General features: G+C 72.2%; 12 protein-coding genes and 1 pseudogene. 5 read left to right on the forward strand and 8 right to left on the reverse strand.

The window, feature by feature from the left end; translation table 11 throughout:
* The first annotated feature begins 3 nt into the window (after positions 1-3).
* From BLV02_RS11915 to BLV02_RS11930, 4 genes are all read left to right on the forward strand, one after another.
* A complete protein-coding gene (locus BLV02_RS11915; protein WP_083289257.1) occupies positions 4-972 on the forward strand; it encodes a carbohydrate ABC transporter permease in 969 nt (322 codons plus the stop codon).
* Positions 965-1,837 (forward strand): carbohydrate ABC transporter permease, encoded by an 873-nt coding sequence (locus tag BLV02_RS11920; RefSeq protein ID WP_069115156.1) that lies wholly within the window; start codon positions 965-967, stop codon positions 1,835-1,837. Before BLV02_RS11915 ends, BLV02_RS11920 begins: the two co-directional genes overlap by 8 nt.
* Positions 1,834-2,589, forward strand: coding sequence for an SDR family NAD(P)-dependent oxidoreductase (locus BLV02_RS11925; protein WP_069115155.1), 756 nt, complete (start codon positions 1,834-1,836; stop codon positions 2,587-2,589). Before BLV02_RS11920 ends, BLV02_RS11925 begins: the two co-directional genes overlap by 4 nt.
* 148 nt (positions 2,590-2,737) lie before the next feature.
* The gene (locus BLV02_RS11930) at positions 2,738-3,031 is read left to right on the forward strand and encodes a GYD domain-containing protein (protein WP_069115154.1); all 294 of its coding nucleotides are present in this window, start codon (positions 2,738-2,740) and stop codon (positions 3,029-3,031) included.
* Positions 3,032-3,054: 23 nt separating this feature from the next.
* On the opposite strand, the pseudogene BLV02_RS11935 reads toward BLV02_RS11930, so the two are convergent.
* The 4 genes and pseudogenes from BLV02_RS11935 to BLV02_RS11950 form a co-directional block, all read right to left on the reverse strand.
* Positions 3,055-3,795: pseudogene (locus BLV02_RS11935) on the reverse strand (ABC transporter ATP-binding protein); the annotation flags it as partial.
* Between the two features lies 1 nt (position 3,796).
* The gene (locus tag BLV02_RS11940) at positions 3,797-5,755 is read right to left on the reverse strand and encodes a dipeptide/oligopeptide/nickel ABC transporter permease/ATP-binding protein (RefSeq protein ID WP_069115152.1); all 1,959 of its coding nucleotides are present in this window, start codon (positions 5,753-5,755) and stop codon (positions 3,797-3,799) included.
* A gap of 1 nt (position 5,756) precedes the next feature.
* Positions 5,757-6,725 carry an ABC transporter permease gene (locus BLV02_RS11945; RefSeq protein WP_069115151.1) on the reverse strand — a complete coding sequence of 323 codons (969 nt, stop codon included), beginning with the start codon at positions 6,723-6,725 and terminating at the stop codon, positions 5,757-5,759.
* A gap of 32 nt (positions 6,726-6,757) precedes the next feature.
* Entirely contained in the window at positions 6,758-8,362 is a 1,605-nt protein-coding gene (locus tag BLV02_RS11950; protein WP_069115150.1) for an ABC transporter substrate-binding protein, read from the reverse strand.
* A gap of 181 nt (positions 8,363-8,543) precedes the next feature.
* Between BLV02_RS11950 and BLV02_RS11955 the strand changes: the two genes are divergently transcribed.
* On the forward strand, positions 8,544-10,238 hold the full coding sequence (locus tag BLV02_RS11955) for a DUF885 domain-containing protein (RefSeq protein ID WP_083289256.1): 1,695 nt from the start codon (positions 8,544-8,546) through the stop codon (positions 10,236-10,238).
* 4 nt (positions 10,239-10,242) lie between these two features.
* Here the strand turns inward: BLV02_RS11955 and BLV02_RS11960 are convergent, their stop codons facing one another.
* From BLV02_RS11960 to BLV02_RS11975, 4 genes are read right to left on the reverse strand one after another with little or no spacing between them, the layout of a single operon-like run.
* Positions 10,243-11,496 carry an amidase gene (locus BLV02_RS11960; protein ID WP_083289255.1) on the reverse strand — a complete coding sequence of 418 codons (1,254 nt, stop codon included), beginning with the start codon at positions 11,494-11,496 and terminating at the stop codon, positions 10,243-10,245.
* A complete protein-coding gene (locus tag BLV02_RS11965; RefSeq protein WP_069115149.1) occupies positions 11,493-12,716 on the reverse strand; it encodes a CaiB/BaiF CoA transferase family protein in 1,224 nt (407 codons plus the stop codon). Before BLV02_RS11965 ends, BLV02_RS11960 begins: the two co-directional genes overlap by 4 nt.
* Positions 12,700-13,941 (reverse strand): methylaspartate ammonia-lyase, encoded by a 1,242-nt coding sequence (locus BLV02_RS11970; protein WP_069115148.1) that lies wholly within the window; start codon positions 13,939-13,941, stop codon positions 12,700-12,702. Before BLV02_RS11970 ends, BLV02_RS11965 begins: the two co-directional genes overlap by 17 nt.
* Positions 13,941-15,881, reverse strand: a complete 1,941-nt coding sequence (locus BLV02_RS11975; RefSeq protein ID WP_069115147.1) for a S9 family peptidase — start codon at positions 15,879-15,881, stop codon at positions 13,941-13,943. The genes BLV02_RS11970 and BLV02_RS11975 overlap by 1 nt, the downstream gene beginning before the upstream one ends.
* Positions 15,882-15,937 lie beyond the last annotated feature (56 nt).

A 15,937-nucleotide genomic window follows, 5' to 3' on the forward strand; every position in this document is an offset into this window, starting at 1 on the left:
GACATGTCGGTCGCGACCAAGGCCGGGCCGGAGACCTCCGCCCGGCCCACGGCGCCCGCGCGGAAGGGCCTGGTCAATGGCATGCGCTGGTGGGTGCCGTGGCTGTTCGTCGCCCCGTCGCTGCTCGGGCTGATCGTCTTCCTGCTGGTGCCGCTGATCGGCGGCCTGCTCATCTCCTTCACCGAGTGGGACGTCATCTCGGGGCTCGACGGCATCACCTGGGTCGGGCTGGCCAACTTCGAGACGCTGCTGGGCGACGAGCAGTTCTGGGCGGCCACGTGGCGCACGGTGATCTACGCCGGCGCCAGCGTGCCGCTCACCGTCCTGCTCGGCCTGGGGCTGGCCATGGCGCTGAACCGGCCACTGCCGGGACGGGCCGCGCTGCGGGTGATCTTCTTCCTGCCGGCGGTGGTCAACGTCATCGCCATCGGCTCGGTCTGGCTGTTGCTGCTCAACCCCACGTCGGGCCTGCTCAACCAGGGACTGCGGTGGTTCGGCTGGGACTCGCCGCCGGGATGGATCACGTCGCCGGACTCCGCCCTGCAGGCGCTCATCCTCATGGCGGTGTGGGGCGGCAGCGGCTACATCTCGGTGATCTACCTGGCCGCGCTGCAGGAGATGCCGCAGGAACTGTACGAGGCGGCGCGCCTCGACGGCGCCGGGCGGATCAGGCAGTTCGTCACCATCACCTGGCCGGCGCTGCTGCCGATGACGATCTTCCTGACCATCACGCAGATCATCGGGCGGTCGCAGACGTTCGGGCTGATCGCGTTCATGACCAGCGGCGGTCCGGGTGACTCCACGACCGTCCTGTCCTACTACATGTACCAGAACGGCTTCATCTACTACCGGTTCGGCTACGCGGCCGCGATGGGCGTGATGAGCCTGCTCGCCGTGCTCGTGCTCACCTTGCTGCTCTGGCGGTTCCAGCGCGGCCGGACGCTCTACGGCGAGGAGGATCGCGATGGTTAGCGCCGTGGCGCCCGCGGACCAGCGGCGGCGACGCAGGCGCCGGACCGCCCGGGCCAAGTGGCTGGCCGGCGGAGTGGCGATGTGGACGCTGGCGCTGCTGTTCCTGGCGCCGTTCGCCTGGATGCTGTCGTCGTCGGTGAAACCGGACATGGACGTGTTCGCGGTGCCGATCCAGTGGTGGCCGGCCGACCCGCGGTGGAGCAACTACACCAGGGTCTGGGCCGGCGCCCACTCGATGGTGCACTACTTCGTCAACTCCGGGTACGTCGTGGTGGCCCGAGTGGTGGGGGAGGTGACGCTGGCCGCGCTGGCCGGCTACGCCTTCGGCCGGCTGCGCTTCCGCGGCCGGAACCTGCTGTTCCTGATCTTCCTCGCCACCTCGATCGTCCCGGCGCAGTTGCTGCTCGTGCCCCGGTTCATGTTCTTCCGTGAGATCGGGCTCTACGACTCGCTCTGGGCGCTCATCCTGCCCAGCCTGTCGTCGGTCTTCGGCACGTTCCTGCTGCGCCAGCACTTCGCGTCGGCCCCCGCCGAGCTGGGCGAGGCCGCCCGCATCGACGGCGCGAACGAGTTCCAGATCTTCCGCCGGATCTACCTGCCCATGGCCAAGCCGATCCTGGCCGCCTACGCCATCCTCGTGTTCGACGCGTCGTGGAACGACTACGAGACGCCGCTGGTCATGCTGTCCAGCGACGAGAAGTACACCGTCCCGCTCGGGCTCACCAGGTTCATCTCCGACGACGGCACAGTGTCGGCGGGTCTGTCGATGGCCGGTTCGGTCTCGTCCGTGGTGCCGATCCTGATCTTCTTCCTGATCTTCCAGCGGCACTTCCTGAAGTCCATGGCACGGGCGGGCCTGCGATGACGAGGTTCGCCGGCACGGTGGCGCTGCTCTCCGCCGCGGGCTCGGGCATCGGCCGCGGCGTCGCCGTCCGGCTGGCCGCGGAGGGCGCGCTGGTGGTCGTCACCGACGTCGACGGCGATGCGGCGGAGCGGGTGGCGCGGGAGATCGGTGCGGCCGGCGGCGCGGCCGTCGCGCACGTCCTCGATGCCACCGATCCGCAGCGCTGGCGCGCCGTGGCCGGCCTGGTCGCCGACGTGCACGGCCGGCTGGACACGCTGATCCTCAACGCCGGGCGCAACGAACCGGCGCGGCTGGAGGACCTCGCCGACGAGCAGTGGGACCGCCAGCTGCGGCTGTGCCTCGACTCGGTGTTCTACGGCGCCCGGGCGCTGCTCCCGCTGTTGCAGCGCTGCCGCGGCAGCATCGTGGTGACGTCGTCGATCCATGCGCTGGTGGGGTTCCCGGGATTCCCGGCCTATGCCGCCGCCAAGGGCGGCATCGGCGCCCTGGTGCGCCAGCTCGCCGTCGACAACGGCACGACGGTGCGCGTCAACTCGGTCCTGCCGGGCGCCGTCGAGACGCCGCTGTGGGCGCGCCGTTCCGCGGAGTACCGCGCCGAGGTCGCGGGCCTCACGCCGATGCGCCGGCTCGGTCGGGTCGACGAGGTCGCGGCGGCGGTGGCCTTCCTCGCCTCCTCCGACGCGTCCTTCGTCACCGGTCAGTGCCTCGTCGTCGATGGCGGGCGGACGATCTCCTCACACGAGGATCGCTAGTCATCCCGGACGTGATGGGGCCGCCGCAGGACGAAAGATGTCGAGCGCAGGGCGTTTCCAAGGCCGAGCAGCAGTCGTAGCGTGAGAGGTGTCGCGTGCCAGGCACGACGACGCTCACGAGGGCACCATCCACGGGGGGTGAGCTGCGATGCCCACATTCGTCAGCTTGATCAACTGGACCGACCAGGGAGTGCGTCAGTCCAAGGCGTCGCTCGACCGAGCCAAGGCCGCCGGTGAGCTGGCCGAGCGCATGGGCGGCACCCTCAAGGACGTCTACTGGACCGTGGGCCCGTACGACATCGTGTCGATCTCCGAGTTCCCCGACGACGAGTCGGGGACCGCCTTCGCGCTGGCCATCGCCGCGCAGGGCAACATCCGGACGACGACCCTTCGCGCTTTCGGCGCCGACGAGGTGAGGGGCATCCTGGGCAAGCTCGGCTGACCGCCCGCCGCGCGTCACGCCATGCTCGGGACGGCTTCCAGCAGCCGCCTCGTGTAGGGGTGCGAGGGGCGTTCGATGACGTCCTCCGCCGGGCCGTGCTCGACGAGCTGTCCGGACTGCATGACGGCGATGGAGTCGGCCATGTAGCGGACCACCGCGAGATTGTGCGAGATGAACAGGATCCCGACGCCGGTGCGCGACTGGATCTCCTTGAGCAGGTTGAGCACGGCACCCTGGACGGAGACGTCGAGGGCGGACGTGATCTCGTCGGCGATCAGGATCTGCGGCTCGGCGGCGAGAGCGCGCGCGATGGCGACGCGCTGGCGCTGCCCGCCGGAGAGTTGCCGCGGGAGCTTGTTGACGTCGCTCGGATCCAGGCGCACCATCTCCAGCAGTTCGGCGATGCGTGCTGGTCGTGCCCGTCCGCTCGACCCGCGCAGGCCCTCGGAGATCGAGGCGCCCACGCTCATCCGCGGGTTGAGGGACGCGTACGGATCCTGGAAGACGTACTGCAGCGGCCGGCTGACGAGGTCACCGCGACGGCGCGTCGCCGGGTCGAACTCGACGTCCTTCCACGCGATCGCCCCCGACGCCAGCGGGGCCAGCCCGACCGCCGCCTTCGCGAGGGTCGACTTGCCGGACCCCGACTCGCCGACGAGCCCGACGATGGAGTCGGCCGCCACGGCGAGACTCACGTCGTCGACGGCGGTGACGGCATGGCGGCCGTGACCGTACGTCACCACGACGTTGCGCAGTTCGAGCACGTCAGACCTCGCCTTCGGTGGTGGGGCGGGCGTTCGCGGGGACGGAGTCCGGCCCGGCCACACCGCGCGTCGCCCGGCCGGCAGGCAGCAGCGGGTGCCAGCACGCGACCGCGCCGCCCCGGCCGGAGTCCACGAGCTCGGGCCGGTCCTCGAGACACCGGTCGTCGGCGCGGCCGCAGCGCGGGGCGAAGGCGCACCCCGCCGGGAGGTCGGCGGCGTGCGGTGGCCGGCCCGGAATGCTCGCGAGGGGCTGCGACCGGTCCGTCGACATGTCGGGGATGCTCGCGACCAGCGCGCGCGTGTACGGATGCGCGGCCTCGGTGACCAGCCCGCTCACGGGCAGCTCCTCGACCACGCGGCCGGCGTACATGACGAGGACACGCGATGCGGTCTCGGCCACCACCGCGATGTCGTGGCTGATCAGCAGGACGGCGGCGGCCGTCTGCTCGGAGATCCGCTCGAGCAGGTTGAGCACCTCGCGCTGGACGGTCACGTCCAGCGCGGTCGTCGGCTCGTCGGCGATGATCAACGCCGGCTGGGCCATGAGGCCCATCGCGATCGACGCGCGCTGGCGCATGCCGCCGGAGAGCTCCATCGGGTACTGCTTCGCGCGCACCTCGGGCGAGCTGATCAGCACCGCGCTCAGCCTGTCGACGGCCCGTTGCCAGGCGTCTCGGCGGGTGAGGCCCTCGTGCGTCTCGGCGACCTCGGCGAGCTGTCGTCCGACCTTGAGGGTGGGGTTCAGCGACGACATGGGGTCCTGGAAGACCATCGCGAGCGAGGTGCCGAGCAACCGCTCGCGCTCGCGCGGACGCATCCGCCGCAGCTCCTGCCCCTTGATCTGGTGCACGTCGGCCTCGGCGAGACCCGGGTAGGAGATGAGCCGAGCCGCGGCCATGGCGGTGAGGCTCTTGCCTGAGCCGGACTCGCCGACGAGGCCGACGATCTCGCCAGGACGGATCCGCAGGCTCACGTCGATGACCGGGGAGAACGGCGCGGTCTCGCCGGGCACCGTGACGGTCAGCCCGTCGAGCCGCAGGACGTCGTCGCCGTCGTCAGCCGATCGGGCCGGCGCGGCGGCCTCCGGTCCCGGTCGGCGCGAGAGACGGGACGGGATCCGGAGGTGACCATGGTGGCTGCCGCCGAGGATCTGGGTGAGGAGCTCGCCCGCGAGGACGAACGTGAGCCCGGCGACCACGATGGCGATGCACGGCGCGAGCGCGGCCGCGGGGTTGGTGTAGATGGCCGGCAGTCCGTCGGACAGCATGCGCCCCCAGTCGTACGACGGTGGCTGGACGCCGAAGCCGAGATAGGACAGCGCCGAGATGCTGAGCAGCGCCGCTCCGACCTGGCTGGTCATGTTCACGACCAGGGGTTCTGAGATGTTGGGGATGACATGGCGGGTCAGGATCCGCCACCGCGAGACACCCAGGAGCCGCGCGGCCGAGACGTAGTCGGCGTTCGCGATTCCGCTCGCGGTGGTGTGGGTGAGCCGCGCGAAGGACGGCGCGAAGGCGATCGCCATCGACAGGACGGCCCCGCGTGCGCCCACACCGAAGATCATCGCGAGGAACAGCGCGAGCAGCAGCCCGGGGAAGGCGACCAGCAGGTTCAGGCCCGCGACCACCACGCGGCCGGCCCGCTTGCCCAGCACGATCGGGACGGCGCCGATGATCAGGCCGGCCACCACGCCGATGGCCACCACGAGCAGGGCGAGCACGAGGGACATCCGGGTGGCCACCAACGTCCGGGTGAACACGTCACGGCCGAGGGCGTCGGTGCCGAACGGGTGGTCGGCCGAGGCTCCCGCCTGGAGCGAACCCACGACGATCTCCTCGGCGCGGTCGCCCAGCAGCGGCGGCGCCAGGATCGCGGTCACGAGGAGGACCAGGAGGAGCACGGCCGTCACGATGCCGAGCGGTGACGACAGATGGTGCCGGGTGCGGCGCGACCAGGACACGTCAGCTCTCCTTGATCGTCGAGCGGGGGTCGAAGGCGGCGATCGCGACGTCCACCACGAGGTTGATGAGGAGGATGCCGGCCCCGAAGAACAGCGCCACGGCCTGGACCATCGGGTAGTCCTTCACGAGCACGGAGTCCACGAGCTCGGCGCCGATGCCCGGCCAGGCGAACACGCTCTCGACGAGCACGGTGCCGGCCAGCATCGACGCGAGGATCATGCCGCACACGGTCAGCGTCGGCGTCAGCGTGTTCGGCAGCGCGTGCCGCAGATACACCACGCGGGCGGGGAGACGCTTCGCGCGGGCGGTGCGGATGTAGTCCTCGCTCAGCACCCCCTGCGTCTCGGCCCGCACGATCCGCGCCAGGTAGGCGCCCGGGCCCACCACCAGCGCGATGACGGGCAGGACGAACGATGCCGCACCGGTCATGCCCGCCACGGGCAGCGCTCCGAGGGAGACGGAGAAGACGAACACGAGACCGACGGAGAGCAGGTAGTCGGGGACGGAGAGCGCGAGCCCCGTGAGGCCGCCGAAACCGAGGTGAACCGTGCGGCCCCGGCCGTCCCGGGTCGCGATACCGATGAGCAGGCCCACCGGTATCGCGATCACGATGCAGACCACGAAGGCCGTCAGGCCCAGCTTGACGGTCGCGGGGACCAGTTGCGCCATGATCTCCCGGACCGGCGTCTGACTGTCGAGCGAGGTGCCGAGGTCGAGGTGGAGCAGGCCGCGCAGGTAGTCCACGTACTGCTGCCACAGAGGGTCGTCGAGCCCGAGCTTCTCACGCGTGGCGCTGATGGTCTCCGGTGACGCTCGCAGGCCCAGCGCCGCCCGGACCGGATCGCCCGGCAGCGCGTGCACCATGGCGAACGCCGCGGTGACGACCACCGCCATGGACACGACGAACCGGCCGAGCCGCCGGGTCAGGAACACCAGCCAGGGGTGCCTCGCGCGGAACGACGACCTCACTCGACCTCCCTCCAGAACCGAGTCCGCCACACCTATGCGAGGACACGCAGTGAGGTGGGCTCCAGGATGCGGGCGACGACGTCGAACTCGACCCCGTTGCCCCAGTAGAGGTAGGGCACGACGGAGATCGGGGTGATGTCCGCATCCTTGATGAGAGCACCCTCACCGGCGTTCCAGTCGTCGCATCCGTCCGTGCCCGCCTTCGATTGCGCGGCGCCGATCGAGCTCTCGTAGACGTCGTTGCTCATCGATCCGTAGTTGATCCCGTCGGCCGGCGTGGGGCCCGAGAAGAACGGCATCAGCGTGGCCGGATTGCTCACGCCGAGGTTGATGAGGGTCGCGGTCCAGGGTCCCTTGCCGCCGAAGACGACGTCGGACCGCTCGGTGAACGACTGCCCGTTGAGCGTGACCTCCACGCCGAGCTCTCCCCACTTCTGGCCGATGTACTCGGCCGTCGCAGCGGTCTCCGGGTCCTCGTTGTCGTAGACGAACAGGACCGAGAGCGGCGCGCCGTCCTTGCCGCGGAGTCCGTCGTCGCCGACCTCCCAGCCTGCGTCGTCGAGCATCGTCGCGGCGGCCTCCGGGTCGTACGCCGGCAGGTTCGGCGTGACCGTGTCCCCGCTGCAGATCTTCGGATCCGTCAGCAGCCCGTTGGCCCGCTCGCCCAGGCCACCGGTCGACACCTGGGCGAGTTCGTCCATGTCGAGGGCGGCGACCAGCGCACGGCGGACCTCGACGTCGGCCGTCGGCTCTCCGGGAGCCTGGTTGAAGGTGAGTTCGTCGGCGACGATGACGCCACCGTCGGAGAAGAGGCCTCCGGCTTCCAGCCGCTGCATGTCGGTGCCGCCCAGCTGGGCGAGGTTCACCTCGCCGCTGAGCATCAGGTTGGCCGTCGTCGTCGCACTCTCGACGACCCTGAACGTGATCGTCTCCGGCAGGCCCGGCTCGTCGGTCGAGGCGCCGTCCAGTCCCCAGGCGTAGCCGTCGCGCAGCGTGTACTCGTACTCGTTGCCGGGCAGCGCCTTCGACAGGACGAACGGTCCCGAGCCGGCGGAGGCGGCGGTCATCGAGTCGCGGTCCTGGAGGCCCGGTGCACAGACCAGCGGCAGTTCCGCCAGGTTCTGCAGGAAGAACGGGGCGCCCGACTCAAGCGTGACCTCGACGGTGCCGGCGGCGTTGTCGCCCGTCGCCGTGGCCGCGGCGGGTACCGCGACCCCGAGCATGGGCGAGGCGTTGGCGGCGTCGGCCACGTAGTTGATGTTGTCGGCCACGGTCTGCGCGTCCATCGGCGAGCCGTCCGAGCAGGTGACGCCGTCGCGAACGGTCAACGTGTAGGAGGTGCCCTCGCCGCTCCAGGACGTGACGACGCTGGGCGCGACCTCGCCGGAGTCGAGGAGCTTGACGGGGGTGTCGTAGGCGAAGACGCTCATCATGAGGTTGACGCTGTTGACGGAGCGCTGCGGGTCGAGCGCCCCCGGGTCGCTGTCGATCGCGATCGTGAGCGACCCCCCGTCGGCGTACTCGCCGGACGAGCCGCCCGTAGAGTCGCCACTGCTCGACTCGCCAGCACAACCAGCGACCGCGACAGTGGTACAGAGTGCGAGCACCGAGATGCGAACAGAACGGTTTCGGACCATGGTCGCCTGTCTTCCTGTGCGGCCGACGGGGTGAGCCGGATCGGCGCCGGATGGTGTGACCCACGATTGAAGCCACGACGCGGCGCCGCGTCTTGTCCGGCCCCACAATCGGGCCCGCGGTCGATGGTGGCCCGACCCAAGCACGCTGGTGACGCCGGTCCCTAGCCTCTCACCTGAGCGAATGACCGAGCGTGTGCGGCGCGTCGAACCGACAGCGGAGGACCAGCTGGTGGACGTCGAGGATCTGGGCCACCGGTATCAGCAGCTTCGGTACCGCGCCGAACCGACCTGGGCGCACCTCATCGGTGAGTACTCGGTGGCGCCGCTGTTCGAGGACGTCAGCGAGGAGGCCGAGGACGCCGTCGGCGCCGAGGCCGGCCGGATCGCCCGCGCGGCCGCGTCGGTGGCGCGCATACCGGACGGAACGGCCGCGTCGCTCGACGCCGCGGTGCTCGCCTGGGACGCCGCGACCAGGTCCGGCCTGCTCGAATGCCGGTTCGCCGAACTGGACGTCGACCCGCTGTTCGGACCGGTCGCGGCCCTGCCCGGCAGGGTCTCGAAGCTGTCGCTCCCGTCGGCCGAGGTGGCTCGCGCGCTCCCGGAGAAGTACGGCGCGTTCGCCCGCCATCTCCGTGACCGCGTGGAGCGTCTCCGGGCCGGTCGCGCGGCCGGACGGACTCCGGTCGCCTTCGCCGTCCACGGGACCGTCGACGGCGTCCGCGACTGGCTGCGCACGCCGGTCGACGACGACCCGCTGCTGGCCGTCGGAGCGCTGCCGCGGCTGGTCGACCGCAGCGCCCTCCGGCAGGACCTGCACGCGGTGATCGGCGAGGTCGTGCGCCCCGCCTTGAACGACTACGCCGACGCGCTGGCGGAGCAGGCCGCGCCGTCCGCGCGGCCGGACGAGCGGTGCGGGCTGTGCTGGCTGGACGACGGCGAGCGGACGTACGCCACCCTCGTCCGGGCGCACACCACGACCGATCTCACTCCCGAGCAGATCCACGAGATCGGGCTCGCGCAGGTCGCGGCGCTGGCCGAGGAGTACGCCGTTCTCGGCCGGGAGATCTTCGGGGTGGCGGACGTCGCGACGGTGCTCACCCGGCTGCGCGAGGATCCAGCGCTCCATTTCGAGAACGGTGACGACCTCGTGCGGGCGGCCGAGCACGCCCTGGCGAGGGCCACCGAGGGTGCTCGGGGCTGGTTCGGGCGGATCCCGGCGGCCACGTGCTCGGTCGAGACGGCGACGAGCGGATCGCTCGGCCAGTACTTCCGCCCCACGAAGGACGGCTCGCGGGGCGCGAGCTTCGTCGTCAACGTCTCCGATCCGCGGGCCTGGGCGCGCTACGAGGTCGAGGCGCTCGCCTACCACGAGGGGGTGCCGGGCCATCACCTCCAGATGGCGCTCGTCGCCGAGCTCGCGGACCTCCCGGAGTTCCGGCGCACCGCTGCGGTCACCGGCTACACCGAGGGCTGGGGCCTCTACGCCGAGCGGCTGGCCGACGAGATGGGCCTGTACAGCAGCGCCCTGGACCGGATGGGCATGCTGTCGTTCGACTCGCTGCGGGCGTGCCGTCTGGTCATCGACACCGGCATCCACGCGCTCGGCTGGAGCCGGGACCGGGCCAAGCGGTACCTGGCCGGCAACTCACCGCTGAGCCCCGGCCACATCGACGCCGAGGTCGACCGCTACATCGTGACACCGGGCCAGGCCCTGGCCTACCTGGTCGGCCGGCTGGAGATCGTGCGGATCCGGGCGGAGGCGACTCGGCGGCAGGGCTCCCGCTTCGACCTGGCCCGCTTCCACGACGCCGTACTCGGCGCCGGACCGCTGCCGCTGACGTTGCTGGACGCCCACGCCGCGGCCGCGCTGCCCTGAGCCGTCAGGACCAGGCGCCGGCGGCGAGCGCGCCAGGGGGACGCCGGCCATGCCAGTCGCTGACCGCCTGGATCGCCTCGCCGATCGCCAGCAGGGCCCAGTCGGCACCGCCCCGGCCGACCAGCTGTGCGCCGACCGGCAGTCCCGTCGGCGACGGCGACACCGGGAGGCCGAGCACCGGCAGTCCGGTGAGCGACCAGCAGCCGGTGAACCGGTTGATCCGCCGGCTGACGAGGGTGAGATCGCCCTGGTCGGCGGCCGGCGCGACGAAGGGCGTGGCCGGCACCGCGACGACGTCGACGTCGCCGAGCACGCTGCCGACCTGCCCCCGCCACGCGAAGGCGACGCCGAGCGCGTTCTCGATCTCCTCGGTCGTGACGCCGCGACCGGCCTCGATCCGCCCTCTGACGCCGGCGGAGACGCGGCCGTCGTGCCAGTAGGGCCGCAGGTGCCGGACCGCCTCGGAGTTCTGCAGCGCGGCCATCGCCTCGTGCACCCGCTCGACGTCGCGGAGCCCCGCCACGGACACGACGCGGGCGCCCTGGGCGCTCAGCAGGCCGAGCAGGTCGCCGAAGCCGTCGGCGACCGCGGGCTCGAGATCGTCCAGGAAGTAGCCCTCCGGGACGCCCACGGTGAGCTCGGCCAGGCTCCGCGGCCGCGGGTGCGGCGCCGCGCCGGCCATGACGTCGAGGGCGGCGCGGACCTCGGCGGCACTGCGCGCCATGGGGCCCACGACGTCCATGCTGGGGCTCAAGGGCGTGACGCCCAGAGTCGGGACGAGACCATGGCTCGGGCGCAGCGTGGTCACGCCGCAGAACGCGGCCGGGTTGCGCAACGAGCCGCCGGTGTCGGTCCCGACGGCGACACGCACGAGGCCCGCGGCGACCGCGACGGCCGACCCGCCGCTCGATCCGCCGGGGATCCGGCCGCGGTCCCAGGGGTTGCGGCAGGCGCCCCAGGTGGCGTTCTGAGTCGTCGCGCCGAAGCTCAGCTCCTCGAGGTTCGCCTTGGCGACGATGCGAGCCCCGGCGGCGCGCAGCCGGCGCACCACCTCCGCGTCGGCCGTGGCCGCGGGCGGATGCGGGCCACGGAGCCCGTCGGTACGCACGGTTCCGGCGACGTCCATGTTGTCCTTCACCGCGACCGTCCATCCGGCCACCGGGCTGGACCCCTCGGCCGCGGGGTCGTCGTCGATCAGCTGGACGAAGGCGTGCAGCTCGGCGGCGAGTGCCGCCACCGAGGCCGGTGCGCCGGTCACGCGGTCTTGTCCGGCTCGGCAGCCGCGGCGCCGAAGGCGCCCCGCTCGGCGTAGTCGGCCAGCTCCGCGGCGCTCAGCCCGAGCTCGTCGCGCAGCACCTGGTCGCGGTGCTCGCCCAGACCCGGCGCGCGGCCCGGCTCCGGCGGCGCCCACCAGGCCCGCCCCGCGGTGCGCACGTGCCGCACCGTCCCGAAGCCGGGGTGGTCCGTCGCGACGACCAGCCCGCGGTCGGCGGTCTGCTGCTCCTCGAACGCCTCGCGCAGCCCGTTGACCGGCCCGCACGGCACCCCGGCGGCGCTCAGCAGCCGGACCCAGTGGTCGGTCCCGTGCCGGCGCAGGGCGGCGTCCAGTAGCGCGTCCAGCTCCGCGTGGTGCGCCTGGCGGGCCGCGAGCGTCGCGAAGCGTGCGTCGGCAGCCACCTCGGCGATGTCGAGAACCTCGGTCAGGCGCTGGAAGAACTTCGGCTTGACGCAGGCGATCATCAGCCAGCCGTCGCCGGTGGGGTAGGCACCGAACGGGACGACGGACGGATGCGCCGACCGGGCCTTGCGGTGGGTCTCGTGCTCGCGCGTGAGGTACCAGGTCGCGGGGTAGGAGAGCATGGCCATCGCGGTGTCGAAGAGGCTGACGTCGCACTCGCCGCCCACGCCGTCCCGCCGCGCGGCGTGCACCCCTGCCAGCAGCGACATCGCGGCGACGAGTCCGCCGCAGTAGTCGACCAGTGACAGCCCGCTCTTGGTCGGCGGGCCGTCGGGATCGCCGGTGAGCGCCATCCAGGCGGCCCGGCCCTGGACCACGTAGTCGTAGGCCGGCTCGGCCCGCCGGGATCCGGTCATCCCGTAGCCGGAGAGCGAGCAGACGACGAGCCGCGGGTTCAGGTGCCGCAGGTCGGCGTAGCGCAGGCCGAGCTTGTCCGGCACGTCCCCGCGGAGGTTGAACATGAGCGCGTCGGCGTCCTGGACGAGCCGATGCAGCACCTCGGTCCCGGCGGGGACGGAGAGGTCGAGGCAGACGCTGCGCTTGTTGCGGTTGAAGCTCTGGAAGAAGAGGCTGTCGTTGTCCTCCGCGAACGGCGGGACGTGACGTCCGATGTCGCCGTCCGTGCGCGCGTCCTCGACCTTGACGACGTCGGCGCCGAGCTCGGCGAGATGCAGCGATCCGAACGGGCCGGCACCGTACTGCTCGACGGCGATGATCCTGATGTCACTGAGACCGGTCACGTGCACTCCTGTGCTCGATGATCGCGAGGGTGCGGGCCATCTCGTTCCTGGTCACCATCACCGCTTCGTCGACGCCCATGCCGGGCCGTGCCAGCAGCAGGTCGGCACCCGCGCCCATGGCGACGTGCGTGGCGACACGGGCCGACAGGTCGGTCTCGGTGCACGACCCGCCGCAGTAGGCGGCGACGCCGGCGGCATGGCAGGCGCGGACGGATCTCACGGTGTCGTCGATGCTGCCGACGTCGGGCATCTTGATCTGGATCATGTCCGCGGCTTCGGCATCGAGGAAGGCCAGCACGTCCTCGTGGGTGTTGCACCACTCGTCGGCGACGAGCTGGACGGGCGTGCCCGAGGCGGCCAGCTGCGTGCGCAGGCCGCGGAGCACGTCGATCTGCGCCTCCCGCGACGGCGCGCGCACCGGCTGCTCGATGCGCAGGGCGAGCGGCGCGCACCGGTCGGACAGCTCGGCGAGGAAGCCGGCCACCTGCGCCGGCGAGCCGAAGACGTCGCCGAGCGTGCCGTAGCAGTCGAGGTGGATCACCGGCTCGTAGGCGGGGTCGAGGCGCCGTGCCACGACCCGGTCGCGGACCCAGCCGGCGTAGTCCATCAGCAACCGGCCGCCGGGTCCGACCAGCTGGCCGGCGTTGTTGATCAGCCCGTGCGGCAGGCTCTCGACACCCCTGAGCACCATGCGGTCGATCGCCGCGTGCCGGTCCTCACCACACTGGGCGAGGATCGGGACCGGGCCGATCGGAGCGGCGTTGCCGTACTCGGCGGCGACCACCTCGGCCATGGTGCGCCGAGTGGCGTAGGCCGCGCCCTCGAGCAGGGCCTGGCTGACGCCGTACGCGATCGACCGGGGCAGCCCGAGCGTCCCGACCAGGGCCGAGGTCGCCCGGAACGAGTCCAGGGTCGCGCCTCGCAGGACGTCGTCGAGGACCGGCAGCCACCGATCGCGGGCCGCTGTCGCCAGCAGGACCGGCTCACGGCCCGAACCGCCGGCGTACTGCACGGAGACGCCGGCCCCGGTGACCACGTGGTCGTCGTCGAGGACGAGCAGGATCTGGAGCGATTCGCTGGGCTGGCGGATCGCGCGGTACCCGGGCGTGAGCACCGGGCCGTCGTAGAAGTAGCCGTCGCGCGTCGCACCGGCCGCGATGGCGGCCTGGTCGTCGTTGCTGTACGTGCCGGCGCCGGGCGCCGCCACGATGCCGGAGATGAGCATCAGCCGGCGTACCTCGTCACCCAGTCGACGACCCGCGCGTTGTAGTCGTGCCGGAACCGGGGCGGGCTGTCGAACAGCATGTCGTGCGACGCTCGCGGGTAGACCACGATCTCGGTGTCGACGCCGAGCTCGCGCAGCGCCGTGTGCCACTGCCGGGCCTGGTCCAGCGCACACCGGACGTCCGCCCCGCCGTGCAGCAGCAGGGTGGGCGTGCGGACGTCGCCCACCCGGGTGATGGGGGACATCGCCGCGTAGTCGTCGGCGTTCTCCCAGAACGCACCGCCCCACTCGGTGGTCGAGAGCGCGCGGCGGTTGTCCGTGGTGCCCGCGGCGCTGCGCAGGTCGCTGATCACACCGCCGCCGACGGCCGCGGCGAACCGGCCGGTCCGGCTGGTGAGGTAGCAGGTCAGGTAGCCGCCGTAGCTGAAGCCGGTCACCGCCACGCGCGCGTCGTCGGCGAGTCCCTCGGCGACCAGCTCGTCGATCGGCTCGAGGATGTCCGCGGCGTCCGACGTGCCCCACCGGCCGGAGACGGCCTGCGCGAAGGCCTCGCCGTAGCCGTCGCTCCCGCGCGGGTTGAGCAGCAGCACGGTCCAGCCGCGCGCGACGAGCTCGTGGTGGTAGAGATGCACGCTCTCGGCGGCGCCGTTCCAGGCGTTGTGCGGGCCTCCGTGGATGTCGACCAGCAGCGGCTGCGGCCCGGACGCGTCCGGATCGCGCATCACCCAGCCGGCGACGGTCGTCCCGTCGGAGATCCGGAACGTGCGCTCATGACGCTGGGCCAGGCGCAGCTCGCCGAGCTGGGCCCGGTGGTGGGTCAGCTGGGTGGTCTCACCGGACGCGAGGTCGAGCGCGAAGACGTCGCCGAACGTCTCGGCGTCGCTGCCGAGGAAGGCGACCAGCCCGGCCGCGACACTGAGGCTCGAGACGTTGCGGCCGGACTTCGCGAGCAGCGGCGTCACCGGGCCGCCGGCCTCGGGCATGGAGTACGGCACGACGTAGCCGCCGTCGCGCACGCAGAACAGGACGGTGCCGCCGTCCGCCACGACCCGTGGTGTCGACCCGGGATAGCCCGGCGCGCCGTACATGACCTGCTGGTCCAGGTGCTCGGTGAGGTGGTGGGTCGTGCCGTCGCCGGGGTCGACGAGGAGCAGGCCGGTGAACCGGCCGGGCCCGTCCGGATGGCCGCAGACCAGCAGCCGGGTCCCGTCGCCGGTCCAGGTGAGCGGCCCCGCACTACCCGAGGCCGAGCCGGCCAGCCGCGGCACCCGCTCCGGGTCGTCCAGATCGACGACGTAGGCGGCGGACTCGCGGGTGAGATCGGCGTCCGCGCCCATGGCGGCGGAGAAGGCGATCCGGGTGCCGTCCGGCGACCAGGCGGCTCCGACGGCGTTCCAGTCGCCGTCGGTGATCTGCTCACAGCGGCCGCCGCCGATGTCGACGACGTGGACGTGCCGCCGGGACGTACTGAGGACGCCGTCGCCGTCGGCGAAGTAGTCGAGGCGGCGGCTCACGACCGGGGCGCCCCACGCCCAGGTGGCCGCCGGTCCGGCGGGGTCGGCCGCGGCCGTGAACAGCAGTCGCGAGCCGTCGGGGCTGAAGGCCGGAGCGCCGGCTCCGCCGGCTCGGTGGGTGAGCTGCCGCGGCTCGAGCGTCTCGACGTCCAGCAGCCAGATCTGCGGCGCCGCGTCAGTCGTGCGGAGGAACGCGATCAGCTGGCCGTCCGGCGACCACGCGGGGGAGGAGTCGCCGCCGGGCGGGGTCAGCCGGCGCGGTTCTCCGCCGCCGGTCGGCACCAGCCACAACGACCGCTCGGTACGGTCGGCGCCGAGGTCGTCGGTACGCACGACGTAGGCGACCGCGCTGCCGTCAGGGCTGATCGCCGGCTGCTCCGGGATGCTGATCCGTCCGATGTCGTCGACAGTCAGATAGCGCTCCACACCGGTCCTCTCATCGGGGCTCTCATCGTGGCAACAGCCGGCCGGCGCGCGCTGGT

The sequence above is a fragment of the Jiangella alba genome (genome assembly GCF_900106035.1).
Taxonomy (GTDB): Bacteria; Actinomycetota; Actinomycetes; order Jiangellales; family Jiangellaceae; genus Jiangella; species Jiangella alba.

Bases quoted from the DNA above. Each gene is read 5' to 3' on its own strand.
- BLV02_RS11915 (WP_083289257.1), top strand. From the start codon at position 4: ATGTCGGTCGCGACCAAGGCCGGGCCGGAGACCTCCGCCCGGCCCACG.
- BLV02_RS11920 (WP_069115156.1), top strand. From the start codon at position 965: ATGGTTAGCGCCGTGGCGCCCGCGGACCAGCGGCGGCGACGCAGGCGC.
- BLV02_RS11925 (WP_069115155.1), top strand. From the start codon at position 1,834: ATGACGAGGTTCGCCGGCACGGTGGCGCTGCTCTCCGCCGCGGGCTCG.
- BLV02_RS11930 (WP_069115154.1), top strand. From the start codon at position 2,738: ATGCCCACATTCGTCAGCTTGATCAACTGGACCGACCAGGGAGTGCGT.
- BLV02_RS11950 (WP_069115150.1), bottom strand. From the start codon at position 8,362: ATGGTCCGAAACCGTTCTGTTCGCATCTCGGTGCTCGCACTCTGTACC.
- BLV02_RS11955 (WP_083289256.1), top strand. From the start codon at position 8,544: ATGACCGAGCGTGTGCGGCGCGTCGAACCGACAGCGGAGGACCAGCTG.
- BLV02_RS11970 (WP_069115148.1), bottom strand. From the start codon at position 13,941: ATGCTCATCTCCGGCATCGTGGCGGCGCCCGGCGCCGGCACGTACAGC.